The organism is Neorhizobium sp. P12A, from assembly GCF_008365395.1.
Classification (GTDB): domain Bacteria; phylum Pseudomonadota; class Alphaproteobacteria; order Rhizobiales; family Rhizobiaceae; genus Rhizobium.
Genome location: NZ_QOVX01000001.1, coordinates 952,401 through 976,369, shown reverse-complemented (window position 1 = coordinate 976,369; position 23,969 = coordinate 952,401). Strand labels below are relative to the sequence as shown.

General features: G+C 60.5%; 24 protein-coding genes and 1 other RNA gene. 10 read left to right on the top strand and 15 right to left on the bottom strand.

Going from position 1 to position 23,969, the window contains the following annotated elements; translation table 11 throughout:
• Positions 1–69: 69 nt before the first annotated feature.
• Complete coding sequence (locus tag DTW90_RS04670) at positions 70–1,125, top strand: MotA/TolQ/ExbB proton channel family protein (RefSeq protein ID WP_132519829.1); 1,056 nt, start codon at positions 70–72, stop codon at positions 1,123–1,125.
• A gap of 3 nt (positions 1,126–1,128) precedes the next feature.
• On the top strand, positions 1,129–2,160 hold the full coding sequence (locus tag DTW90_RS04665; RefSeq protein ID WP_132518256.1) for a peptidoglycan -binding protein: 1,032 nt from the start codon (positions 1,129–1,131) through the stop codon (positions 2,158–2,160).
• Here the strand turns inward: DTW90_RS04665 and DTW90_RS04660 are convergent, their stop codons facing one another.
• The 4 genes from DTW90_RS04660 to DTW90_RS04645 form a co-directional block, all read right to left on the bottom strand.
• Positions 2,161–3,408 (bottom strand): DUF6596 domain-containing protein, encoded by a 1,248-nt coding sequence (locus DTW90_RS04660; RefSeq protein ID WP_149336688.1) that lies wholly within the window; start codon positions 3,406–3,408, stop codon positions 2,161–2,163.
• Positions 3,409–3,415: 7 nt separating this feature from the next.
• Entirely contained in the window at positions 3,416–3,754 is a 339-nt protein-coding gene (locus DTW90_RS04655; RefSeq protein WP_149336687.1) for a YciI family protein, read from the bottom strand.
• 239 nt (positions 3,755–3,993) lie between these two features.
• A complete protein-coding gene (locus DTW90_RS04650; RefSeq protein ID WP_132518262.1) occupies positions 3,994–4,182 on the bottom strand; it encodes a YegP family protein in 189 nt (62 codons plus the stop codon).
• A gap of 157 nt (positions 4,183–4,339) precedes the next feature.
• Positions 4,340–6,142 (bottom strand): ABC transporter transmembrane domain-containing protein, encoded by a 1,803-nt coding sequence (locus tag DTW90_RS04645; RefSeq protein WP_149336685.1) that lies wholly within the window; start codon positions 6,140–6,142, stop codon positions 4,340–4,342.
• Between the two features lie 194 nt (positions 6,143–6,336).
• Between DTW90_RS04645 and rpmE the strand changes: the two genes are divergently transcribed.
• Complete coding sequence (gene rpmE, locus DTW90_RS04640; RefSeq protein ID WP_132518266.1) at positions 6,337–6,558, top strand: 50S ribosomal protein L31; 222 nt, start codon at positions 6,337–6,339, stop codon at positions 6,556–6,558.
• A 106-nt stretch (positions 6,559–6,664) separates the two neighbouring features.
• On the opposite strand, the gene DTW90_RS04635 is transcribed toward rpmE, so the two are convergent.
• From DTW90_RS04635 to DTW90_RS04620, 4 genes are all read right to left on the bottom strand, one after another.
• Positions 6,665–7,570 (bottom strand): S1C family serine protease, encoded by a 906-nt coding sequence (locus DTW90_RS04635; protein WP_149336683.1) that lies wholly within the window; start codon positions 7,568–7,570, stop codon positions 6,665–6,667.
• Between the two features lie 217 nt (positions 7,571–7,787).
• A complete protein-coding gene (locus DTW90_RS04630) occupies positions 7,788–8,303 on the bottom strand; it encodes a DUF1465 family protein (RefSeq protein WP_132518270.1) in 516 nt (171 codons plus the stop codon).
• Between the two features lie 377 nt (positions 8,304–8,680).
• Positions 8,681–8,872, bottom strand: a complete 192-nt coding sequence (locus tag DTW90_RS04625) for a DUF1192 domain-containing protein (protein ID WP_149336681.1) — start codon at positions 8,870–8,872, stop codon at positions 8,681–8,683.
• A gap of 16 nt (positions 8,873–8,888) precedes the next feature.
• The gene (locus DTW90_RS04620; RefSeq protein ID WP_132518274.1) at positions 8,889–10,166 is read right to left on the bottom strand and encodes an MFS transporter; all 1,278 of its coding nucleotides are present in this window, start codon (positions 10,164–10,166) and stop codon (positions 8,889–8,891) included.
• A gap of 181 nt (positions 10,167–10,347) precedes the next feature.
• Here DTW90_RS04620 and DTW90_RS36990 point away from each other — a divergent pair, with 181 nt between their 5' ends.
• Positions 10,348–10,509 carry a hypothetical protein gene (locus DTW90_RS36990; protein ID WP_165927752.1) on the top strand — a complete coding sequence of 54 codons (162 nt, stop codon included), beginning with the start codon at positions 10,348–10,350 and terminating at the stop codon, positions 10,507–10,509.
• On the opposite strand, the gene DTW90_RS04615 is transcribed toward DTW90_RS36990, so the two are convergent.
• Both DTW90_RS04615 and DTW90_RS04610 read right to left on the bottom strand, forming a co-directional pair.
• Positions 10,506–11,423 carry a PhzF family phenazine biosynthesis protein gene (locus DTW90_RS04615; protein ID WP_149336680.1) on the bottom strand — a complete coding sequence of 306 codons (918 nt, stop codon included), beginning with the start codon at positions 11,421–11,423 and terminating at the stop codon, positions 10,506–10,508. The two genes, DTW90_RS36990 and DTW90_RS04615, sit on opposite strands and share 4 nt — an antisense overlap.
• A gap of 147 nt (positions 11,424–11,570) precedes the next feature.
• On the bottom strand, positions 11,571–11,948 hold the full coding sequence (locus tag DTW90_RS04610) for a nuclear transport factor 2 family protein (RefSeq protein ID WP_149336678.1): 378 nt from the start codon (positions 11,946–11,948) through the stop codon (positions 11,571–11,573).
• A 128-nt stretch (positions 11,949–12,076) separates the two neighbouring features.
• Between DTW90_RS04610 and DTW90_RS04605 the strand changes: the two genes are divergently transcribed.
• The gene (locus DTW90_RS04605; RefSeq protein WP_149336676.1) at positions 12,077–12,538 is read left to right on the top strand and encodes a MarR family transcriptional regulator; all 462 of its coding nucleotides are present in this window, start codon (positions 12,077–12,079) and stop codon (positions 12,536–12,538) included.
• Positions 12,539–12,635: 97 nt separating this feature from the next.
• Here the strand turns inward: DTW90_RS04605 and DTW90_RS04600 are convergent, their stop codons facing one another.
• Together DTW90_RS04600 and DTW90_RS04595 are read right to left on the bottom strand one after the other, a co-directional pair.
• Entirely contained in the window at positions 12,636–13,838 is a 1,203-nt protein-coding gene (locus DTW90_RS04600; RefSeq protein WP_149336674.1) for a phosphoglycerate kinase, read from the bottom strand.
• 72 nt (positions 13,839–13,910) lie between these two features.
• Entirely contained in the window at positions 13,911–15,761 is a 1,851-nt protein-coding gene (locus DTW90_RS04595; RefSeq protein ID WP_132518284.1) for a potassium/proton antiporter, read from the bottom strand.
• A gap of 700 nt (positions 15,762–16,461) precedes the next feature.
• On the opposite strand from DTW90_RS04595, the gene DTW90_RS04590 reads away from it, so the two are divergent.
• The gene (locus tag DTW90_RS04590; RefSeq protein WP_132518286.1) at positions 16,462–17,358 is read left to right on the top strand and encodes a fructose bisphosphate aldolase; all 897 of its coding nucleotides are present in this window, start codon (positions 16,462–16,464) and stop codon (positions 17,356–17,358) included.
• Positions 17,359–17,475: 117 nt separating this feature from the next.
• Here the strand turns inward: DTW90_RS04590 and gap are convergent, their stop codons facing one another.
• Together gap and tkt are read right to left on the bottom strand one after the other, a co-directional pair.
• Positions 17,476–18,486: a type I glyceraldehyde-3-phosphate dehydrogenase gene (gene gap / locus DTW90_RS04585; protein ID WP_132518288.1), complete on the bottom strand. Its 1,011-nt coding sequence runs from the start codon at positions 18,484–18,486 to the stop codon at positions 17,476–17,478.
• A gap of 76 nt (positions 18,487–18,562) precedes the next feature.
• Positions 18,563–20,539 carry a transketolase gene (gene tkt / locus DTW90_RS04580; protein ID WP_132518290.1) on the bottom strand — a complete coding sequence of 659 codons (1,977 nt, stop codon included), beginning with the start codon at positions 20,537–20,539 and terminating at the stop codon, positions 18,563–18,565.
• Positions 20,540–20,936: 397 nt separating this feature from the next.
• Between tkt and DTW90_RS04575 the strand changes: the two genes are divergently transcribed.
• The 3 genes from DTW90_RS04575 (at position 20,937) to ssrS (ending at position 21,859) form a co-directional block, all read left to right on the top strand.
• Positions 20,937–21,212, top strand: coding sequence for a DUF4164 domain-containing protein (locus DTW90_RS04575; protein ID WP_132518292.1), 276 nt, complete (start codon positions 20,937–20,939; stop codon positions 21,210–21,212).
• A 50-nt stretch (positions 21,213–21,262) separates the two neighbouring features.
• Positions 21,263–21,640: a cell division protein ZapA gene (locus tag DTW90_RS04570; protein ID WP_132518294.1), complete on the top strand. Its 378-nt coding sequence runs from the start codon at positions 21,263–21,265 to the stop codon at positions 21,638–21,640.
• A 60-nt stretch (positions 21,641–21,700) separates the two neighbouring features.
• A non-coding RNA gene (ssrS, locus tag DTW90_RS04565) (6S RNA) lies at positions 21,701–21,859 on the top strand.
• A gap of 49 nt (positions 21,860–21,908) precedes the next feature.
• Here the strand turns inward: ssrS and DTW90_RS04560 are convergent.
• A complete protein-coding gene (locus tag DTW90_RS04560; protein WP_246664900.1) occupies positions 21,909–23,081 on the bottom strand; it encodes an MFS transporter in 1,173 nt (390 codons plus the stop codon).
• A 157-nt stretch (positions 23,082–23,238) separates the two neighbouring features.
• Between DTW90_RS04560 and DTW90_RS04555 the strand changes: the two genes are divergently transcribed.
• Positions 23,239–23,712 carry a helix-turn-helix domain-containing protein gene (locus DTW90_RS04555; RefSeq protein WP_210251406.1) on the top strand — a complete coding sequence of 158 codons (474 nt, stop codon included), beginning with the start codon at positions 23,239–23,241 and terminating at the stop codon, positions 23,710–23,712.
• Positions 23,713–23,969 lie beyond the last annotated feature (257 nt).

Genomic DNA, 23,969 nt, shown 5'->3' with positions numbered 1-23,969 from the left:
TGCGACTCTTCAATTCGGCGCAATGTTGCTCTAGTCTCCGCGACGGAAACTGCGGTGGCTGAGGTACCCATGGAAAATGTGAAATTGACGGAGTTGGGGTCGACGGACAATTCTCTCGATGATCGTGCCTACAAGCTTTCCAGCCCGATGGCCTTCTTCTGGACGATGATCCTGTTCCTGATCATTGTCGGCTTCATCGCCGCAATCCTCTTCAGGCAGGCACAGACGGCCTTTATGCACAATCCGGGCCTGAACGGGCTCATCCTCGGCGTCCTTGCCGTCGGTATTATCCTGGTCTTCAATCACGTTCTGTCGCTGAGACCGGAAGTTCGCTGGTTCAATTCCTTCCGCGCCGTCGGCAGCATCGACAAGGTCGGCCGGACTCCGAAGCTGCTCGCGCCGATGCGCTCGCTGATCGGCAGCCGCAAGTCGATGGCGCTGTCGACCACCACCTTGCGCTCCATCCTTGATTCCATTGCCACCCGCCTGGACGAATCGCGCGACACCTCGCGCTACCTCATCGGCCTTCTGGTCTTCCTCGGCCTGCTCGGCACCTTCTGGGGCCTGATCGGCACGATCGGCTCGATCAACCAGGTCATCCAGTCGCTGGATGCCGGCTCGGGCAACACAGCCGATATTCTCGGCGCGCTCAAGGAAGGCCTTGCCGCGCCGCTGGTCGGCATGGGCACGGCCTTTTCGTCCTCGCTGCTCGGTCTTTCCGGTTCGCTGATCCTCGGCTTTCTCGATCTGCAGGCTGGCCGCGCCCAGAACCGCTTCTATACCGAGCTGGAAAACTGGCTGTCCTCGGTGACGGACATCGGCTCCGATCTGACGCCGGTCATCGATGCGGCCGCGGCCGGTGGTGCGTCCTCCGAAGATGTCCGAGCGCTTTCGGAATATCTGAAGCGTATTGCGGAAGAGGGCGGTGGCGGCGGCCAGCGTTCGGTAACCGCGATGGCCAATCTCGCCGAGGGTATCCAGGGTCTGGTCAAGAACATGCGCAACGAACAGCAGATGCTGCGCGACTGGATCGAGGCGCAGCAGGAAGAGTCCAAATCCATGCGCCGCACGCTGGATCGCCTCTCCGATCGTATCGGCAGCATCGAAAAGACCGGGAGCAAGTAAGCCATGGCGCTCGCGAGAAATCGTCGCACCCAAAGGAGCGTCGACTATTGGCCGGGCTTCGTGGATGCGCTCTCCACGCTGCTGATGGCGATCATGTTCCTGCTGACGGTCTTCGTGATCGCGCAGTTCGTCCTCAGCCGCGAAATCAGCGGGCGTGACGAGGTGCTGAGCCGGCTCAACAGCCAGGTCAATGAGCTGACGCAGCTGCTGGCGCTGGAAAAGAGCGGCAAGCAGGACCTGGAAGATACCGTCGCCAACCTTCAGGCCTCGCTGACATCGGCCCAGAGCGAGCGGTCGCGGCTGCAGGCTCTGCTTGATGCTGGTTCCGGAAATTCGCAAGCAGCGCAGCAGCAGATCGGCACGCTGACGCAACAGCTCGACGAGCAGAAGCAGACGAGCACGCGCGCTCTCAGCCAGGTCGATCTCCTGAACCAGCAGATCGCCGCGCTGCGCAGCCAGATTGCTGCCGTCGAGGCGGCGCTGCAGGCTTCCGAGGACAAGGACCAGAGTTCGCAGGCCAAGATTGCCGATCTCGGACGCCGGCTGAACGTGGCATTGGCGCAGAAGGTGCAGGAACTCAACCGCTATCGCTCGGATTTCTTCGGACGCCTGCGGGAGATCCTCTCCGATCGCGACAATATCCGCGTGGTGGGCGACCGCTTCGTATTTCAGTCCGAAGTGCTGTTCCCGACCGGTGCCGCCGATCTCAATCCCGTCGGCCAGGCCGAGATGACCAAGCTTGCCGCGGCATTGATCGATATTGCCAAGGAAATTCCGCCTGAGATCAACTGGGTGCTGCGCGTTGACGGACATACCGACAACGTGCCGCTGTCAGGCACTGGCCGCTATCCGGATAACTGGGCGCTCTCTTCAGCGCGTGCCATCTCGGTGGTCAAGTATCTGATTTCGCAAGGTGTTCCGGCTGATCGGCTCGTCGCTGCCGGCTTTGGCGAATTCCAGCCGATCGATCCGGCCAATACGCCGGAAGCGCGGGCAAACAACCGCCGCATCGAACTCAAGCTGACCGAGAAGTGATCAAAGCCTTGCGGTCAGCGCAGCTTGTCGATCGCTGAGGAACCGGCGAACGGCGGCGCTTTCGCTAAGGCCGATGGCAGTCATATAGGCTTCTGAAGCGGCGGCTACATCGCCCTTCTGCGCAAGAAGATGGGCGCGCACGGCCCAATAGGGCTGATAGCTTGCAACGTCCTTACTATCGATCGCTTCCAGCGCGGCAAGTCCGGCCTCGATGCCTTCGCTGCGGGCAATGACTGCGGCCTGGCTGACGCGGCATCCCAGCGTCGGCTTGATCAGCATCAGCGCCCGATAGAGGGTTTCCAGCGCTTGCCAATCGGTCCTGCCGGAGCGTCGGCGCTGTGCATGGACGGATTGGACCGCCGCCTGGCATTGAAAAGTGCCGAAGCGATCGAAGTTGCCGGCTTCGTGCAGAAGCCGGTCGGCCTCGGCGATCATGATGGCGTTCCAGCGCGTGGCGTCCTGCTCGTCGAGCGGCACGTAGTCGCCCTCGGTGGTGCGGCGTGCATTGCGGCGCGCTTCGCAATAGAGCATCAGCGACAGCAGGCCGAAGACTTCCGGCTCTTGAGGCAGCGTTGCAAGCAATGCGCGCCCGAGCCAGATCGCCTCCTCGGTCAGGGCCAAGCGGCTGTCGTCCTCGCCATCGAGCCCGTCCCATCCCAGCCCGTAGGCCGCATAGATGGCGGAGAGGACAGTGGCCAATCGCGCCGAAAGCTGGGATGTGTCGGGAACCTGAAACGGAATGCCGGTATCGCGGATCTTGGTCTTTGCCCGCACTAGCCGCTGGCTCATTGTCGTCGGCGACACGACGAATGCCAGCGCGATCGTTCTTGCATCGATGCCGAGTACCGTCTGCAGCATCAGCGGCGTGTGGATTGCGGCATCGATGGCGGGATGGGTGCAGGCAAAGAGCAGCTTGATGCGCTCGTCGGGGAAGGGCGTGTTGCCGGCGGCGTTCATCCGCTGCTCCGCCTCGTCGAAGGCCATGGCAATGGTATCTGCGCCGTTCGCCTCAGTGTGGCGACGGCGGGCCATGTGATTGAGGTTGCGTCGCGCCGCGACCAGAAGCCATGCCTCCGGATTGCCGGGAATGCCACGTTCGGGCCAGACGCGCAAAGCGGTCGTCAGCGCCTCCGACAAGGCATCCTCGGCTGCGGGAACATCGCGCGAGCGGGCGGCCAGGAAGGCAACGAGCTTGCCGTAGGATTGGCGCGCCACCTTCTCGGCAGCGCGCGCAGCGTCAGGGCTCATCGCCGTCTCACATCTGCAGGCGAGCGCGGATCTCGACCGAGCCTTCGGCGGAAACGGGAACGCGCATCGCCCATTCCAATGCCGCGTCGAGATTCGGCACGTCGATCAGATAGAAGCCGCCCAGCTGCTCCTTTCCTTCCGGATAGGGGCCGTCCTGGACATCATGATCCTCGCCGCGGCGACGCACGACCGTTCCCGTTTCCGGCGTCGTCAGCCCGGCGCCGCCGGTCATGATGCCTGCCTGCACAAGAGCCTGGGTATAGGCGATCCAGCCGTTCTTATAGTTCGGGTCTTGGCGCTTGGCGAAGTCTGAGGCGGATTCGCGAATGATAAGGGCGTATTGCATTGCTCACTCCTGCTCGTGGTTTGCGTTGATCCGGAAGGCTGTCCTATCTAAGGACCTGATGTCAGAGACGGCAACCGTTTCCCGGGGGAGCGGCTTCCAGCCGTTCCGATACAATGAGCCTCGAAGCGAACGCATTTCGACAACGCGGTCGAATTTTTTTGTTAAGCCTGATTTTGGATGCAAAAAAGCGCGCAGACTATCCCGCGCGCTTCCAGGAAATTTCGAATTGTCGGCAGGCGTCAGGCGACGGCAGTGGTCTGGTCGTCGATCGCGGCGCCGGGAGTGTGCTTCTGGATAGACTCAATGGCGTGCATGGCCGAAGCCTTCGCCTTGTAGCCTTCCGAGGAGAACATCGTTTCACCATTCGAGGCCTTGAAGCGGAAACGGAATTCGCCAGCCTTGTCCTTGTAAACTTCGAACTTATACATTCATCGTCTCCCAATGTCGCATGATGCGCCCTGACAACATTGGCAATCTATAACAAGTCTTTGGCTATTTCCACCATCTGCATCAGTGGTGTCCGATGCTCAACACCTTCTATTTGAAGAAAAAAGACAACATCGCGATCACGATGTGGTGGGCAGATTATTTTACAGCGGTCAGCCGGTCTTCCACTCCGGCATCAAACTGAAGCCGGGCGAGCTTGGCGTAGATGCCGCCATGGCTGACCAGGGTCTGGTGCGTGCCTTCCTCGACGATCCGGCCGTTGTCCATCACAAGGATGCGGTCGGCCTTGAGAACGGTTGCCAGCCGATGGGCGATCACGATGGTGGTGCGTGCCTGCATCAGGCCGTCGAGCGCCTTCTGAACTAAGGTTTCGCTCTCAGCATCGAGCGCCGAGGTTGCCTCGTCGAGCAGCAGGATCGGTGCGTTCTTCAGGATGGCGCGGGCAATTGCGATGCGCTGGCGCTGGCCGCCTGACAGCGTGATGCCGCGTTCGCCGACCTGCGTCTCATAGCCTCGATCCAGCCGCGAGATGAATTCGTCGGCCTGGGCTGCGATGGCTGCCGCACGCACTTCGTCTTCCGAAGCGCCGGGACGGCCAAAGGCGATGTTGTCGCGAATGGATGCTGCGAAGATCGTCACATCCTGGGGCACGATCGCGATCCGGTCGCGCAATGCATCGGGATGAACGCGGCGGGCGTCGATGCCGTCGATTGCGACGCTGCCCTGCTGCGGGTCGTAGAAGCGCAACACCAGCGAGAAGACGGTGCTCTTGCCGGCGCCGGAAGGTCCGACGATCGCGACGGTTTCGCCGGGATTGATCTTGAGTGACAGGCCGTGCAGCGCGGATCTGCCTGGGCGGGACGGGTAGGAGAAATGCACGTCGGAGAATTCGACGCGGCCGAGCGGCGGCTGTGGCAGGGGCAGCGGATCGGAAGGGACGGAGATCGGCGAGACTTCAGCGAGCAATTCGCCGAGACGATCGGCGGCGCCCGCTGCTTGAGACAGTTCGCCCCAGACTTCGGAGAGTGCGCCCAGCGATCCGGCCGCAATGACGGAGTAGAGCAGGAACTGGCCAAGCGTTCCTGCAGACAATGTTCCGTCGAGGACATTGTGCGCGCCGACCCAGAGGACCGCAACGACGCTGCCGAAAACCAGGGTGATCGCAAAGCCGGTCAGCAGCGAGCGCGACTTGATGGCGGAGCGAGCGGCCTGATAGGCATCTTCAACCGCGCTGCCATAGCGGGCGGCTGCCGAATCCTGGCCATTGAAGGCCTGGACGGTGCGCGTGGCGGCAATGGTTTCGTTGGCGAAGGCCGATGCGTTGGCAAGCGTATCTTGGGCCGCGCGTGAACGCTTGCGGACCGACCTGCCGAAGGCGACCAGCGGAAAGACGATCAGTGGGATTGCGAGCAGCACGATGCTCGAAAGCTTGGGGCTGGTGACGATCATCATCACGATGCCGCCGAGACAGAGGATGAGGTTGCGCAGTGCAACAGAAGCCGTCGCACCGACGGCGGACTTGATCTGCGTGGTGTCGGCCGTCAGCCGCGAAACAATCTCGCCGGATTGGTTGACGTCGAAGAAGGAAGGCGACAGGCGCGTGACGTGGTCGAAGACCTCGCGGCGAAGGTCCGAGACGATGCGCTCACCGAGCGTGATGACGAAGTAATAGCGCATGGCGCTCGCAACGCCGAGCACGATCGCCATGATCAGGATGACGACAAAGTAGCTGTTGATGAAGGTGCTGTCGGAATGCGTGAAGCCGTGATCGATCATCCGGCGGACGGCCAGCGGCAGGGCAAGCGAGGTGATTGCCGCGAGTGCCAGCGCAATGAGCGCGCCTGCCACCATGCGCTTGTAGCGCTTGAGATAGGGCGTCAGCCGCGCGAGCGGCCGGATCGAGCCGCGTTTCTTCTCTTGCGCCTGTGCAGCTTCTGACAAAACCTATTCCATCTCCATAAAGCCTGCGGATCTTGGCCCGGTTGGCTCTTGTTATCCTCGGCACCTTCATGTATAGGCACGGCATCTTAATTGGAAGCCGTAGCCTTAATCGGACTGCGGCTTCATTTATTCAATCGGCTCGGTTGCCGCAATGGCTTGCGACAAATCGACCCCCGCCTGGCAGGAAGATTGTTATGAAGGCAAGCATCCATCCCGACTACCACATGATCAAGGTTGTCATGACCGATGGCACCGAATACGAAACCCGTTCGACCTGGGGTTCGGAAGGCGCCGTCATGAACCTGGAAATCGACTCCAAGTCTCATCCGGCCTGGACCGGCGGTAACCAGCAGCTCATGGACCGCGGTGGCCGTCTCTCCAAGTTCAACAAGCGTTTCGGCGGCCTCGGCCTCTAATCGCTTCGCGATATCGAATATTAAAAAGCCCGGCTTGGACCGGGCTTTTTTATTGCCGTAGGTTTTGGCGTGGGGCAGGGCGGATGCGTGCCAGCTCCCAACCGTCCTACTGAAGCTGTGGCTTCTTCAAGAAGCTGTTCCTGTCCGCAGACTTGATGCGCAGCCATGCCTCGCGACCGTCGCGTAGGATCCGCATCGGGATCTCTGCGCCGGCGGGGCCGCTCTTCCAGACCTTGCGGTAGAAATCGGCAAGTCCATCCACTTCGCCATCCCTGATCTCGGAGATGACGTCGCCTTGGCGCAATCCTGCCTGGGCTGCCGGGCTTCCCTCGGCAACGCTCATGACGACGACTTCACCGTTGCTCTCGGCCGAGAAGGCGCCGAGCCATGGCCGCGGCGGCTTATCGATCTGGCCGCGGTTGAGCAGATCGTCGAGGATCGGCAAAAGCAGGTTGATGGGCACGACCATATTGATGTCGGCCACTTCCTGGTTCTGGACCATCTGCAGGCGGAGCGAGCCGATCCCCAGAAGCTTGCCGTCGGAGCCGATCAGCGCAGCGCCGCCCCATGACGGGTGAGCGGGCGCGGTGAAAATCGCCTCGTCCAGCAGGTATTCCCAATAGCCGGCGAATTCCTGTCTGGCGACGATATTTGCCTCGACGAATTGGCCGATGCCGTCGGCAAGCACGACGTCGTCACCGACATCCGCCTTGGTGGCATCGCCGAACTGCAGCGCTGGCACATCAAGATCGCCGAGGGCCTGCACCAGGCCGAAGCCGGTTTCCTGGTCGTAGGCGAGGGGGTGGGCCGGAATGACCTTGCCGTCATGGCGCGTCAACCAGACCTCCGTCGCTTCGGTGATCAGATAGCCGATCGTCAATACCAGGCCATTTTCTCTGATGACGACGCCGCTGCCCTCTCTCTCGGTACCGAGCGCGGAGGCAGTGAAGGCGTCTTCGGGAACTGAAGCTCGCAGAGCTACGATGGATCGCAAAACCGTGTCGATGTTCATGCTCTTAGTCCTGTGAGATGGGGCGTCGGGGCAAGAAGCCCACCAAGCCGGCGGGAGCCGACATATACCGTCCCCTATAGGTATGAGTTTAATGCCTGGGGTGCAAGACCTTGCGCCGGGGAAGGTCGGGACTCAGCCCCAGCTTTGGGGTGGTGGCAAAACAAAACCGGCCGCGCAGGGAGCGGCCGGTTCGCTTTTCAAATGAATAAAATATACCTCAGTTCGTGCCAAATGCAGTCTGAAGCAAATTCAACTGAGCCTTGACGCTGTTCTGGTTGTCCGGAACGATCGCAGCTTCTGAAGGACGGTAGATTTCGCGGTCGAGTAGGGCGATACGGTTCTGAAGGCGCAGCGAGCGCTCAACGAGGCTGCGGAAGGATTCCGGCAGATCGTTCCAGCCCGGTGCGTTGCGGTCGACGTTGAAACCGTCGAGGCGAACCTTGCTCTTTTCGTTCAGCACCTGGTCGCGGGACATTTCGCCATTGTTGACGGCGCGCTGCAGGAGAAGCCAGGACGCCATCTGCATCAGGCGGGTCGTCAGTCGCATGGATTCCGCCGCGTAAAGCACCGAGGCCATGCGCGGCAGAACCTTGGAGGCTGCGCGGCCATCGCCATCGAGGTAGCTTGCGGTTTCCTCGACGAGGGTCATGCCTTCAGAATAGAGCGCCTTGAATTGCGACGAGGAAGCTGCACGTCCTGCGAAACTGACCGTATTCAATCCAAGTTCAGACATTAAGGTAATCCCTGTTCCACGCATCACTTTTGTTCAGGTAACGCCGGCCAAGCAAAAAAGGTTGCGCCCGCCTCGTTCTTATAGGTTCAACATGGTGGTTTTAGCCGAAATTCGCAAGGCGTTTCTTAAGAAAGGGTTAATCTCCACAGTTTCGTTAACCTCTTGAGCGAGATCAACAAAAAGAAGAGCCGCAAACGCGGCTCTCAAGGTAAAACAGGGAGAAAAATCAGACCATTCGCCAAGTGGAGAAACTGTCTGAGTCCGGATAAAAACCCGGATAGACACAGTAATATCTCGTAAAGCTTAATATTTCGTTAAACCTGTCCCGAAGTTGTACTTCGGCGCTGGATTTTCGCCTTACGCAGCGTGCCGCGATATCAGGAACGGAAGAGATTTTCCGCCGCCTGGCGGCCCGAGGCTTTCCTTGCCATCTCCGACTCGAGGCGAGCGATTTCGGTCTGCATCAGGGCGATGCGGGTTTTCAGCTCATCGACGGAAAGCAGCGAAAGGTCGCTGCCGATCTCGTGAGCGACGGGCTTCTTCGGCCGGTCGTCGTCAAAAAGGCTCATGGGCGCTCCTCCTTTATCAGCCGTAGTTTACCGCAGGATCCTCGGGCGGGGGAGCGTTTTCGCTGCGCGATTTCATTGCCAAGCTCTCCGGCGTGATCATGTTCGCATTGCCGGAAGGCAGGTTGGTGTAGGCATCACGCTCGCCGGCGGGAACGGCTGCGCGCATGCGGCTGCGAATGATCGCGTAGCTCGTGATCAGGACGTGAGCGACGGCGGTGACGAAGAACAGCGCATAGGGGCCAACGCTTGCCATGACCGGGCCGCCGACGGTCGGGCCGATGATCGTGCCTATGCCGTAGAGCAACAGCAGGCCACCCGAGACCTTTACGAAGTCCTCTGACGAGGCGAAGTCGTTGGCATGGGCAACAGCGATCGGATAGAGCGTGTTGGCGACGGCGCCGTATAGAATGACGAGGCCGATGAGGAGGTAGGGAGTCGATGGCTGGAGCAAGAAAAGCAGCAGTCCGGCAATGGCTGCCACCGCCGACATTCCCGCCAGGACGTAGCGCCGGTCGATGCGATCGGAAAGCCGGCCGGCCGGCAGTTGCATGACAGCGCCGGCAAAGATCGTGGAACTCATCATGATGGCAATGTTGCTATCGGAAAGGTGGGCTCCGGCGCCGAAGACGGCGCCGAGCGTGCCGTAGGCGCCGTTGGCGATGCCGACGAGGAGAATGCCGAGGCAGGAGACCGGCGAATTGCGATAGAGCGCCGGCAAGTCCAGCCGCACGGCCTTCAGCGGCTGCGGCGAGGCGGCGTTGGAAAGCGTCGTCGGCAGCATGGCGATGCAATAGCAGATGCCGCAGACCATGAAGAGTATCGGCGTGTGGATGTCGGCAAACGGCACCATCATCTGGCCCGCGACCGCGCCGAGCAGCGTAATGCCGATATAGAGCGAGAAGATCGCGCCGCGGCTCTCGTTCGTCGCGCGTTCGTTCAGCCAGCTTTCGATGATCATCGAGGTGCCGGCCGTGCAGAAGCCGGTGACCGCGCGCAGGGCGACCCACCAGATGGGATCGACGATCATGCCGGTCAGAAGCGCGATGATGGCGATAATGGCAATGAAGCCGGAGAAGGCGCGAACATGGCCGATGCGACGCACCAGCTTCGGCGCCGTCAGGCAGCCGAGCACAAATCCCGTCGCCCAGGTGGTGCCGAGCAGGCCGAGCGTTGTCGTGGGATATCCCTCGGCTGTGCCGCGCACCGGAAGCAACAGGCCGTGCAGGCCATTGCCGGTGAACAGGAACAGCGTGCCGAGCAGCAGCGCAAGGACTGGTAAAAGGTTTCTTCTCATTTCCCCCACTTTTGGTTGTTCCCGCTTAAAAAACAGATAAGGCGGGACGAAATCTTGCCAAGCGCTGCAATGCGTTGATTGTACGACGAATAGTCTCTATCGGCTGGAAGAGCTTGTCTGTTGGCGCGCAAAAGTGTCGGCCATATGACCGTTTCGAAATATGCTGCGCGGTGGGGAAGATATGACGAAAGTGATCGCGGTCTTGCTGCTGCTGGCCATGGTGGTTCACATCATCAAGCCGCTCAATCTCCCCGGCCTTCGGCGTCGCGCCGACTTCTGGAAGATCGCTATTTTTGCCTTCGCGATCTGGACGATCGCGCTTGTGATCAACGAGAGTTTCTAGAGCCGGATCGTGCCCTGCATCACATCGACGCACCGGCCTGCGATTTCGACATCGGTGATTTCGCCCGACGATTTTTGGACCACGAGTTCGATCATGCTGCGCCGTCCCATCTCGACGCCCTGTTCGATGGTGATGCTTATCTTGGCGTCGGCATCCGGCAGGAGCGAGACGAGGTAGGCGCCGAGTGCTGCCGAGGCGCTGCCGGTTGCGGGATCCTCGGTGACATTATCGAGCGGGGCAAACATGCGTGCGCGGATCTGCCAGGGACGATCCGTGCTGCGCGTATAGAGGAAGAGAGAAAAATCGTGATTGCCGTTGCCCTGACCGTCGGCCGCCTCGGCGAAGATCGCGGCATTGGGTCTCGCAGCGGCAAGCGCATCCAGGCCATCGACTTCGGCAAGCACGAAGGGCAACCCGACCGAGGCAAAAACAGGCGCATGGGTGGACAGACGGATGGCTGCCGCGTCGAGGGATGCGCAACGGGCGACGAGCTCGGCTGCGACGCTTCTTCCGACCGTCAGCTTACGCGGTGCTCTGATGGCCGCGCCGACGACCACGTCATGCTCGCGATGGAGCTTGACGTCCACCAGGCCGGCCTTCTCCTCGAAGCGTAGCGTATCGCCGACCGGACTCCCGAACAGTTCATTTCGCTGCCCGAGCACGAAGGCCGTGCCGACATTCGGGTGGCCGGCGAAGGGTATTTCCATGGTCGGCGTGAAAATGCGCACCCGGGCGCTGTTGGCCGGATCTTCCGGCGGCAGGACGAATGTCACCTCGGAATAGTTGAACTCCGCCGCAATCTTCTGCATCGCCTCATCGCTGAGCCCTCGAGCATCCGGGAAGACGGCAAGCGGATTGCCGGCGAAACGCTCCGACGTGAAGACATCGACGGTGACATAGGCAGCGTTGGTCATGGTGTCTCCGCGTCATTGGTGTCATTCGGATTTATCGCCAATTGCGACTGTTCCAAAGGCCCGACTTGTGGCGGTGACAATTGCGGACGGCAGGGCAAGCCAAGCAAGCCCGGCCGCGGCCATTTCATGGCATCGCCTATGAGACGCCTATTGGGTGTCCTTGATATCGAAACGCGCGATCTTCCCGCCCTCGATGCGAAAGATGTGCAGGACAGTCTTGTCCTTCAGCGCATGCGTCTGCTCCGTCAGCGGCCGGCCTTCGAGATCAAACACGGATTGGATCACCTCGACGGTGATAACACCGTCGTCCCTCGTCTGAATTGCCACTGGCTCGACGTGCGGGCTGATGACCGCCCATTGACGTGTCCAGTAATCGCGGACAGCCTCACGCCCATGAACGTGGCCTCCGTCCATGCCGTTCGCCCATGCAACATCATCGGCAAGCTCTGTCAGCACGCCGTCGATGTCTCTCGCGTTAAACCGGTCGTAGATGCGTTTGATAAGTTGGGTATGAGCTTCAGACATATCGTTTCCTCACTGTGGGACCAAGGGATCATTGGGCGGCGTGGAACCGAGCTTGCCAGCGCGCCCCTCAATATATATACGTACATATGTAATTTGCAGTCAACCATGGACAAGGGATAAGATCGAAGATGAAGAACGACGTGCTTTCCACGCCAGGACATCTCGTCAGTCTCGCTGCGCGGGCATTTGCTCGTCTAAGCGAGGCGCGTCTGAAGCCGCTTGGGTTCGGCGTCGGCCAATTGCCTGTCTTGGTCGCGCTGCAGGATGGGAAGGTGAGCACGCAACGTGATCTGGCCCGCTTCGCCAAGGTCGAACAGCCGCCGATGGCACAGATGCTCGCGCGCATGGAGCGGGATGGTTTGATCGAGCGGACACCTCACCCGGAAGACGGCCGAAGCAGCCGCATAGTCCTGACGAAGGAAGCGCAGGCCCGCATGCCCGACGCGATTGAAACTCTGTTCAGGGGAAATCGTGAAGCAATGGCTGGCTTCACGGAAGAAGAGGCGACACAGCTTGTCGCCTTGCTCACCCGGCTGATTGCAAATCTGGATCAAATGACCAGCACAGAGCCATCGTCACAAAGCTCCTGAGCGGCATCGCCTCCGCTACCCGGATGCGCCGGAGATTTCATAGTCACAACGGAAGCCGGAAGGCCCGTCCTTCCGGCTCCCGAAATCCGAAGCCGGACTACTTCTGAGCGGTGAGTACAGCGACGCCGGGCAGGACCTTGCCTTCCATCCATTCGAGGAAGGCGCCGCCGGCGGTCGAGACATAGGTAAAGTCGTCCGCCACGGCTGCATGATTTAACGCCGAGACCGTGTCGCCGCCACCGGCGACCGAGGTCAGCTTGCCGCCCTTGGTGCATTCGGCTGCATATTTGGCAACGGCAACCGTTGCGGCATCGAAGGGCGTGATCTCGAAGGCGCCGAGCGGGCCGTTCCAGACGAGCGTGGTGGCGCGGCCGATCCATGCCTTGATGGCTTCCACCGACTTCGGACCGACATCGAGGACCATTGCATCCGAGGGGATGGCGTCGATGGCGACGGTTTCGTTATCCGCGCCTGCCTTGAATTCGCGGGCAACGACGCCGTCTTCCGGCAGCACGATCGCGCAGCCGGCGGTGGCGGCCTCGATCATGATCTGCTTGGCGGTCGCGGCGAGATCGTGTTCGCAGAGCGACTTGCCGACATCGGTGCCGCGCGCGGCAAGGAAAGTGTTTGCCATGCCGCCACCGATAACGAGTGCGTCGACCTTCTTCACGAGGTTCATCAGGAGATCGATCTTACTGGAAACCTTGGCGCCACCGACGATCGCGACAACGGGGCGGACGGGATTGCCGAGGCCCTTTTCCAGTGCTTCGAGCTCGGCCTGCATCGTGCGGCCGGCATAGGCCGGAAGATGATGGGCAAGGCCCTCGGTTGAGCTATGCGCGCGGTGGGCAGCGGAGAAGGCGTCGTTGACATAGATGTCGCCGTTGGCGGCGAGCGCCTTGGTGAAGCCGGCCTCGTTCTTTTCCTCTTCCTTGTGGAAGCGGGTGTTTTCCAAAAGCAGGATCTCGCCGTTGCTCATCTTCGCAATCGCGTCCGTTGCCGGGGTGCCGATGCAGTCGGAGGCGAAAGCAACGTCGCGGCCAAGCACGCTGTTGACGGCAGGAACGATCTGGGAGAGCGAGAATTCATCGGACGGGCCATCTTTCGGGCGGCCGAAATGGGCGAGCAGAATGACCTTGGCGCCCTTGTCGGCCAGTTCAAGGATCGTCGGGGCGACGCGTTCGATGCGCGTTGCGTCGGTGACCTTTCCGTCCTTGACCGGCACGTTGAGGTCGACGCGAACGAGTACGCGCTTGCCTGCGATATCCGTGAGGTCGTCGAGAGTCTTAAAGGCGGGCATAGGGAGTATCCAATGTTGTTAAGGACGAAATTCGGGCCGACCTTACTACGGATGAGGTGAGACGCAAGGCATTCAGTCCTCCTTTTCGCCTCCGTCCAGCGTCTGCGAAACCGGCGACGCCGAGGCCTCGCGGCGGCGCGTAAGTGCGCTGCGGATGCGCTGGGCGATTTCGTGAAAATTGAGGAAGATCGGCAGGTTCATGGCCGGCTCGACCGCTTCCAGCGACATGCCGACGGAGCTGATATGGTCGGTCTCGTCGATGTCGCGCACGATCAGGATGATCGAGCCCAGGCGGACGCGGTCGGCATATTCCGCTCTGCCGCCGAGGCGCTGGCGCATCAGTTCGGCGATGGTCAGCGTCTTTTCGTGCTCGGAAAGGAGACCCGGCCCGTAGGCAGCGTCCAGATCCGATGCGGGGCGCAGAGGCGATAGCGAGAACGCGCCGAAGAAATCGGCATCTTCCGGATCGACCGGCGGGCGGCTGGCAAAGAGCCGGTCGAGAAGACGCGAATAGCTCGGCACGATGAAGAGATAGACGAGATCGTTTTCCCTGAGCCTGCCGGCATATTGATAGCGCATCGACCTGCCGTCACGCACGACGAGCGAGGGCATCGCCCAGCGCGGGATGCGCTCGCCCTTCAGCACCGGGCTGTCCTTGGCAACGCGATAGGAGAGGAGTTCGTGATTGACGGCGCCTGGCAAATCGACCTCGACCTTGTCGACTGCGCCGAGGCGCGGCGGGATTATGAGATTGAGACGCCGCGCCATCGGCTTGATCGTCCACCCTTGCACGAGCAGCGAGACGAGCACGACGATGAAGGCGACGTTGAAATAGGTGCGACTGCCATCAAGATTGCCGAGGATCGGCATGATGGCGAGCAGGATGGAGACGGCGCCGCGCAGGCCGACCCAGGCGAGAAAGCCGGTCTCTGGCTGGGTATAGTCATAGGGCAGCAGGCAGAGCCAGACGGCAAGTGGGCGCGCGACGAAGATCAGGAAGAAGGCGAGCAGGATGGCGGGAACGGCGATCGCCGGAAACTGCGATGGTGTCGCCAGGAGGCCGAGTACGAGGAACATGATGATCTGGGCAAGCCAGGTCATGCCGTCCTGGAAGCGTTTGATGCTCGCGGAGTTGGGGATGCGCCGGCTGCCGGCATAGATGCCGGCGACGTAGACGGCGAGAAAGCCGCTGCCGCCGACGGCGCCGGTGAAGGAAAAGACGAGCAGGGCGAGTGCCAGCACGAAGATCGGCGTCAGGCCGCGATCCGTCTCAAGCTTACCGGCCACGAGCACGATCATCATGCCGCCCAGCAGGCCGAGAATGACGCCGAGGCCCATTTCCTCGATGAACATCACAAGCATGCCGATATTGATGCCGTGATAGCCCTGGCCACTGCCAATCACCTCGACGAGGGCGATCGTCAGGAAGATGGCCATGGGATCGTTGGTGCCGGACTCCACCTCGAGGGTCGAGCGCACCTTGTCGCGGATATTGATGCCGCCGATGCGCAGCAGGAAGAAGACGGCGGCCGCATCCGTGGAGGCGACGATGGAGCCGAGCAGCAGACCCTCCAGCCAGGAAAAGTGGAGCAGCCAGGAGGCGGCGAGGCCGAAGATCGCGGCGGTCAACAGGACGCCGACTGAGGCCAGCGTCAGAGCGGGTGCCGCCGCGAGTTTGAAGGCCTGGATTGGTGTGCCGAAGCCGGAGTCGAAAAGGATGATGGCGAGCGCCAGCGAGCCGAGGATATAGGCGAGGTAATTGTTGCTGAACTCGATGCCGAGGCCATCCGTGCCTGCAAGCAGACCGATGACGAGGAAGAGTAACAGCAAGGGTGCGCCGAAGCGAAAGGCGAGCAGACTCGAAAAAGCCGCGATCAGGATGAGCGCCGTTGAGACCAAGACCACGATGTAGAAGGCTTGCAACGTCCGTCCCTTTCATTTCTCGATAGGACCCTGCCAATCTGGCTGGCGCCGCCACCGATCACTTGCCCCGATCCTTGATCCTCCGCGACATTCCCCCTTCTCCAGTAGACGGCAAAAGACAGCATAAGGGTAGGCCCTGCGGCTTAACCTCTATGATGCGACGTCATGCTGCTGAACGGGCGGCCTGCGGCCGGGTGAAATGGAATGCTGCGAAGAAATACCTATAGGAAATTTATAGGAAAATCAGGCAATAGCGGGGCGGAATTGGGGAGAATGTTTTTTATTGTCGGATTGGGTCGACAGAGGTCATTGTGGCCTGCATCCATACGCCTGTCTTCCGGTCGTGCTGAGGAAGAGGGCGGAGCTATCTTCATGCACGGTTCAAGCCAATAGATGTATGGCGAAACTGAAAAATCCGGGTACTGCTTCGAATGCCATGCCGGCGTCATCCTGTATCGATACAAGGGCTGGCCAATTCTCGGAACCGCTATAGATTGACAGGATTGGACGGCCGCAAACCTTTAATTTATAATCGATTTTATGATCGGAGCCAGGGTTTGGGGCGTTGACAACTCATATCAAACGTAGGGGTATGGCGCGCCTACGAAGGAATCTTAATCTGGCGCCGCTTCCGGACGTGCAAAATTGTACCGAGTGAAGCGTGGGGGCCGAATGCAGCTGAAGGAGCAAGGAGAGAGAGATGGTCGACGCTAAGCAGATGTCGCAGATGGCCGAAAAGAAGGGCTTCATCGCCGCCCTCGATCAGAGCGGGGGCTCCACTCCGGGCGCTTTGCGCCTCTATGGGATCGCTGATTCCGATTATAGCGGCGACGAGGAGATGTTTCGCCTGATGCATGAGATGCGCGTGCGCATCATGACGGCGCCGAATTTCTCCGGCGACAAGGTTATTGCCGCCATCCTGTTCGAAAAGACCATGGATGGCGAAGCCCAGGGTAAGCCGGTTCCTACCTATCTTTGGGAAGATCGCGGCGTTGTTCCTTTCCTCAAGGTCGACAAGGGCCTGGAGGCCGAGGCAAACGGCGTTCAGCTGATGAAGCCGATGCCTGATCTTGACACCCTGCTCGCCCGTGCCGTCAAGAAGGGCATCTTCGGCACCAAGATGCGTTCTGTCATCGCCAATGCCGACAAGACCGGTATCGCGGCCATCGTCAAGCAGCAGTTCGAAGTCGGCCGCCAGATCCTCGGCCACGGCCTCATCCCTATCATCGAGCCGGAAGTCTCGATCAAGAGCCCGACGAAGCAGGAAGCGGAAGCCATCCTGCGCGACGAGATCACCAAGGAACTCGACGGGCTGCCTGAAGGCACCAAGGTCATGCTGAAGCTGACCATTCCGACGGTGCCGGATTTCTACAAGCCATTGATCGACCACAAGGCGGTCGTCCGCGTCGTGGCGCTCTCGGGCGGCTACAGCCTGGCCGATGCCTGCGAGAAGCTCAGCCATAACCACGGCATGATCGCGAGCTTCTCGCGCGCCCTGACGGAGGGCCTGCGCGTCTCGATGAGCGATGGCGAATTCGACGCCGACCTCGGCAGGACCATTGGTCAGATTTACACGGCCAGCGTCGACAAGGTCTGACCTCACAGGCAGTTCCGGCCAACCGGAACTGCCAAGAGCTACAGTCTTTCAGCCATTCAAAACAAAAAAGCCGGCCGTTCGGATGAACGGCCGGCTTTTTCATGTCTGTCGATCGTCTCAGATCGTCTTCGCGAAGGCGACTGCGGTGTCGGACATGCGGCTCGAGAAGCCCCATTCGTTGTCGTACCAGGAGAGCACGCGCACGAAATTGCCTTCCATGACCTTCGTCTGATCGGTTGCGAAGATCGAGGAGTGGCTGTCGTGGTTGAAGTCGCGGGAAACCAGCGGCTCGTCGGTGTAGCCGAGGATGCCCTTGAGCTTGCCGTTAGCGGCAGCCTTGATCGCTTCGTTGATTTCGCCGACGGACGTTGCCTTCTTGGCGACGAACTTGAAGTCGATGACCGAGACGTTCGGGGTCGGAACGCGGATCGACGTGCCGTCGAGCTTACCCTTCAGATGCGGCATGACGAGGCCGACTGCCTTGGCAGCGCCCGTCGACGTCGGGATCATGGACAGGGCTGCGGCGCGGGCGCGGTACAGGTCCTTGTGCATGGTGTCGAGCGTCGGCTGGTCGCCGGTGTAGGAGTGGATCGTCGTCATGAAGCCGTGGTCGATGCCGACGGCGTCATCGAGAACCTTAACGACCGGCACGAGGCAGTTCGTCGTGCAGGATGCGTTGGAGATGACCAGGTGTTCCTTGGTGAGCTGGTCGTGGTTGACGCCGAAGACGACGGTCAGGTCAGCGCCGTCGGCAGGTGCCGAAACGATGACGCGCTTGGCGCCGGCCGTCAGGTGGGCAGCAGCCTTGTCGCGGGCGGTGAAGATGCCCGTGCATTCCATGGCAATGTCGACGCCGAGGTCGCGATGCGGCAGGGTTGCCGGATCCTTGATTGCCGTCACCTTGATCGGCTTGCCGCCGCCGACGATGATCGTGTCGCCTTCGACCTTCACTTCAGCCGGGAACTTGCCGTGGATCGAGTCATAGCGCAGCAAGTGGGCATTGGTCTCGACCGGTCCGAGGTCGTTGATCGCTACGATTTCGATGTCGGTACGGCCGGATTCGACGATGGCGCGCAGAACGTTGCGGCCGATGCGGCCAAAACCGTTGATGGCAACTTTTACAGTCATTCTATCCACTCCCATTAAAGCAGGGCGTTACGTTTCAGTGAGTGGAGGACGCCGTGGGCGCCCTCCCAATTCGCCGTCAGGCGAGCTTTGCTTCCGCAGCAGCGACAACGGCATCCGCCGTGATGCCGAAATGCTTGAAGACATCCTTTGCCGGGCCGGAAGCGCCGAAGCTCTTCATGCCAACAAAAGCGCCTTCCGGTCCGATAAAGGCATCCCAGCCTTCGCGAACGGCGGCTTCAGCGGCGATCTTGACCGGCGAGTTGCCGATGACTTTCTTGCGATAGTCTTCCGGCTGTTCGAAGAACAGTTCCGTGCAGGGCACGGAAACCACGCGAGTCGAGATTCCCTTGCCTTCGAGCGTCGCACGAGCGGCGACGGCAAGCTCAACTTCGGAGCCGGAGGCGAAGATCGTGACCTTGGCGTCGTCGGAACCGGCGAGCGTGTAGGCGCCGAGTTCGCAAAGGTTCTTTTCGCTATACTCGGTGCGAGCCGGAGCCAGGTTCTGGCGGGTCAGCGCGAGAGCCGACGGACGGTTATGCGTCTTGATGGCGATCTGCCAGCATTCTGCCGTTTCCGTGGCGTCAGCCGGGCGGAAGACCATGAGGTTCGGCACGGCGCGCAGACCGGCGATCTGCTCGACCGGCTGGTGCGTCGGTCCGTCTTCGCCGACGCCGATCGAGTCATGCGTCAGAACGTGAATGACGCGGATGCCCATCAGCGAAGCGAGGCGGATCGGAGGACGGCAATAATCCGAGAAGATCATGAAGCCGCCGCCGTAGGGGATCAGGCCGCCGTGCAGCGAGATACCGTTCATGGCAGAGGCCATGCCGTGCTCTCGAATGCCCCAGTGCATGTAGCGACCGGAGAAATCCGTCGGGGTGATCGAGACCATCTGGCTGGTCTTGGTGTTGTTCGACGGCGTCAGGTCGGCGGAGCCGCCGAGCGTTTCCGGCAGGAAGCCGTTGATGACTTCGAGCGCGTCTTCGGAAGCCTTGCGGGTTGCGACCGTCGGCTTGGTTTCGGCGAGCTTCTTCTTGTATTCGCTGATTGCGGCGTCGAAGCCTTCCGGCAGTTCGCCGGCGAAGCGACGGTTGAATTCTGCCTTGGCCGGAGCGTTGGCGAGAATGCCTTCCCATTCCTTGACGATGTTTTCAGAACGCGTGCCGGCAGCGCGCCATGCATCGAGAACGTCCGAAGGAATGACGAAGGGTTCGTAATCCCAGTTCAGCGCCTTGCGGGTCGCCGCAATTTCCTCGGCGCCGAGCGGCGAGCCGTGAACCTTGTGGGTTCCCTGCTTGTGCGGTGCGCCGAAGCCGATGACGGTCTTGCAGGCGATGAAGGTCGGACGGTCGGACTGGTGAGCGGCTTCGATGGCGGCAGAGATCGCGGCCTGGTCGTGACCGTCGACTTCGATCGTGTTCCAGTGAACGGCCTTGAAACGAGCGATCTGGTCGGTCGAGTCCGAGAGCGAGAGAGCGCCGTCGATGGTGATCGAGTTGTTGTCCCAGAAGAGGATCAGCTTGTTCAGCTTCAGGTGGCCGGCAAGCGCGATTGCTTCATGGCTGATACCTTCCATCAGGCAGCCGTCGCCGTTGATGACGTAGGTATAGTGGTCCTGCAGGTTGGCGCCGAATTCCTCGCGCAGCTTGCGCTCGGCGATCGCCATGCCGACAGCGTTCGCGATGCCCTGGCCGAGCGGGCCGGTCGTCGTTTCGATGCCCGTTGCATGGCCGTATTCCGGATGGCCGGCGGTCTTGGAGCCAAGCTGGCGGAACTGCTTCAGGTCTTCGACTGTCATATCAGGATAGCCGGTTAGATAGAGCAGCGAATAGAGCAGCATGGAGCCGTGGCCGGCCGACAGTACGAAGCGATCCCGGTTCGGCCAATGCGGCTTCTTCGGATCAAACCGCAGATATTTGGTGAACAGAACCGTTGCGACGTCGGCCATGCCCATCGGCATGCCCGGGTGGCCAGAGTTCGCCTTTTCGACTGCATCCATGGCAAGGAAACGGATCGCATTTGCCATCCGGTCGTGTTGTTCGGGAGAGATCATCGTCGTTCCGCAGGTTCCGGGTCTCGGGAGATGGTCTCAATGTGGGAGGCAGACCATCGGTTGAAAGGCCTTCTTAGATGGAGCACCTTATACACTCCCAATCCAGGTCAGCCTCAGGCGGCTGAGACATAGCAGTTGGGGCGAGCAAGTCAACAAATCGAACCCCAGTTCAGGGGTGGGTGCGGCAATTTTTTGACATTTGCCCGCGGCCTTGTACAAAAGACGACATCCTTCCCGAGCGCCCGCCGACAGCAAGAAACCGTCCGTTCATCCACAGATAACGCCACCTGCCGCACGGGTGCCTTTATTGACGGGCAGTTGCCGAGGTGAATACTGTTTGTAAATCAGACAAGTGGCCCGATAAACGATTCGGAATCTTGCGCGGGAACCGGAAGACATGATGCCCACGGGGAAAACCATGGATGCGGCGCTCAGCGAATTGCGACAGGCGATCGCGGCGCTGGAGAATGCCGTCGATATGCGGTTCGAGCGGGAGCGTGAGAGAAGCGAAATCGACGGTGAAGTCCGCCGGGTGCATGCCGACCGCTCGCGGCTGGCACAGGAACTCGATCAGGCCGAGTTCCGCGCAAACCGTCTGGAAGAAGTCAATCGCGAGGTTTCCCGCCGGCTAGTCACTGCGATGGAAACCATAAGGGCCGTGCTCGACCGCTGAGGATTTGCCTTGTGCGGGGCGGGCGATAACGGCCAGGAACGAGAAGTCGAATGGCGCAGGTAACGGTAACGATCGACGGCAAGGCCTATCGGATGGCCTGCGAAGAGGGCCAGGAAGAACACCTGACGGATCTTGCCACCCGCTTCGACCGTTATGTCGGTCATCTCAAGGATCAATTCGGGGAGATCGGCGATCTTCGCATCACCGTCATGGCCGGCATCATGATCATGGACGAGGTTTCGGAGCTTTCCCGCCGGGTTTCCTCTCTGGAAGGCGAGCTGGAGACGCTGCGCAGCAATCGCGACACCGCGCTTGCGACCAGCGCCCGGTCGGAGGAGACGCTGGCACAGGCTCTCAACGAGGTCACGGCCAATATCAGGGGTATCACCGAGAAGCTGGTGGCGCGACCTAGCGCAGAGGTCAACTAATTTCGAGGGTTCAGTGCCGTGCTACTGGTGCGGCGCGCCGAATGCCTCTATATACTCGGATGCGGTCTGCGCTTCCCGACAGGAACCACAATCCCTGGGGCCATACTCGATCCAAAGGGAGCTGTCCCTGACCAGGCTCGTGGGCTTGGTCATATGGCGCCCACCTACGTTTGTAGGCACCCAGGATCGTAAATCTCCATCGGTCGCCGTGGATCGCACTTTTTCCCCCTGAACGACGCGATCATTTTGGCGCGCCCTGCACCGACGTCTATGCTCTGTCGGCCACTGCTATGGGGCAATCCGACATCTGTCTCGTTGCAGCCCAGAAGATCAGCGCCGTGACGCTTATGCCGGCGCCGAGGATGCAGACGCCGGGCCAGCCTGCAATTCCGTAGACGATCGTCGAGCCGCTGGCGCCAGCCGCGCTGCCAATCGAATAAAATACCATGTAGCCGGCGACCAGTCGGCTGCGCGCTTCCGGGTGCAGGGTGAAGATCATGCTCTGGTTTGTAACGTGGACGGCCTGGATAGCCAGGTCCAGAGCAACGACGCCGAGGACAAGCAGCCAGATCGACCAGTGAAGCATCGCAATCGGCAGCCACGCGGCCAGCATGAGAGCAAGCGAGAGGCCGGTCGTCCTTTCGCCGTATCCGCGATCGGTGAGCCGTCCGGCGCCACCGGCTGCCACGGCGCCCGCCATGCCCGCCAGGCCGAACAACCCGATTTCCGTATGTGACAGAGATAGAGGCGGTGCGCTCAGCGGCAGAACCATTGCCGTCCAGAATGTGCTGAAGGCGGCGAAGATCAAGAGGGCCAGCGTGGCGCGAACGCGCAGAAGCCGTTCCCCTGCAAAAAGAGCAAACAGGGAGCGCAGCAGATCGCCATAGGATTCCGTTTTTCCTGATGATCGTTGTCGGGGCAGCGTCCAGGCAAGCAGGACCGCCATCGAAAGGGTCATGGCGGCGGATACGAGATAGACGCAGCGCCAGCCGCCGATATCGGCAAGCATGCCGGAAGCGAAGCGCGCCATCAGGATGCCGATCACCACGCCACTGGTCACCAAGCCGACAGCCCTGCCGCGCTCGGCAGGTGCTGCCAATGTAGCAGCGAAGGCAACGAGGCTTTGCACGACCACGGCCAGTAGACCGACCGCAGCAATTGCGGCAAGCATGACCGCAAATCCCGATGCGGTGCCTACGATCGTCAAGGCAATTGCTGACAGAACCGCCTGACTGACGATCAGCTTGCGGCGATCGATGGTGTCGCCAAGCGGAACGAGAAAGATGAGGCCGAGCCCATAGCCGACCTGCGTCATGGAGATGATGATGCCGATGGATGCGGGATCGACGTCGAAATCCCGCGCCATCGCATCGAGCAGGGGCTGCGCGGCATAGATGTTGGCCACACTCAGACCGCAGGCGATCGCAAAGATCATTGTCATGGCGGGCGTCAATCTTCCGTTGGCGGCATCTCCTCTGATTTCATCAGGAATTTGGTCATCGCTATCAGTCATCCCATTCGTCCTTTCTATTTGGTCCTATAATAGGACCAGTTGTCATGGGACTTGTCTAGTCCTATGTTGAGACCAAACAATCAGGATGCGAAGGAGACCTGTCTTGGTCAGGCGAACCAGTCTCAGAGAGGCGGATTGTCCTGTCGCGCGGTCGTTGGACACGATCGGCGATTGGTGGTCGCTTCTCATCATTCGCGATGCTTTTGACGGCATGCGGCGGTTCGGCGAATTCCAGAAGAGCCTCGGTGTGGCAAAGGGCATCCTGTCTGCGCGGCTGAACAGCCTCGTGAACGCGGACGTCCTGGCGCTAGTCCCTGCCTCGAACGGCAGTGCCTATAAGGAATATGTGCTGACGGAAAAGGGGCGTGGTTTGTTCCACGTCATCGTCGGGCTGCGACAATGGGGAGAAGCCCATCTTTTTGCGCCGGGGGAACCGCATTCCGAACTGATCGATATTGCCGCAGGCCAGCCGGTCGGCCCGCTCGAATTCCGCTCGCTGGATGGTCGTGTTCTCGGTTGGGAGGGCACGGTGGTCCGAAAAGTATCGGCGAAGACCTGACGCCGGTAGAGGTCACATTGGTGGTTCACGTCCTGATTGCTCAGGAATCCCACCATGTCCGATTTTCCATGTGGATAAGCTCAAATACGGCGTGAACAAGAAATTCCTTACAATAAGAAGAGATTCTCGGCTTGGGGGCGAGTCCTGCGCCAAAATTGCCCAAATTGCTGATAATGGGAGCGCGTAGAGAAAAGAGCCTGCCAAAGGCGTGCAGACGGTCATAACAAACTTAAGATTTATCTTTACTGCACATCTGC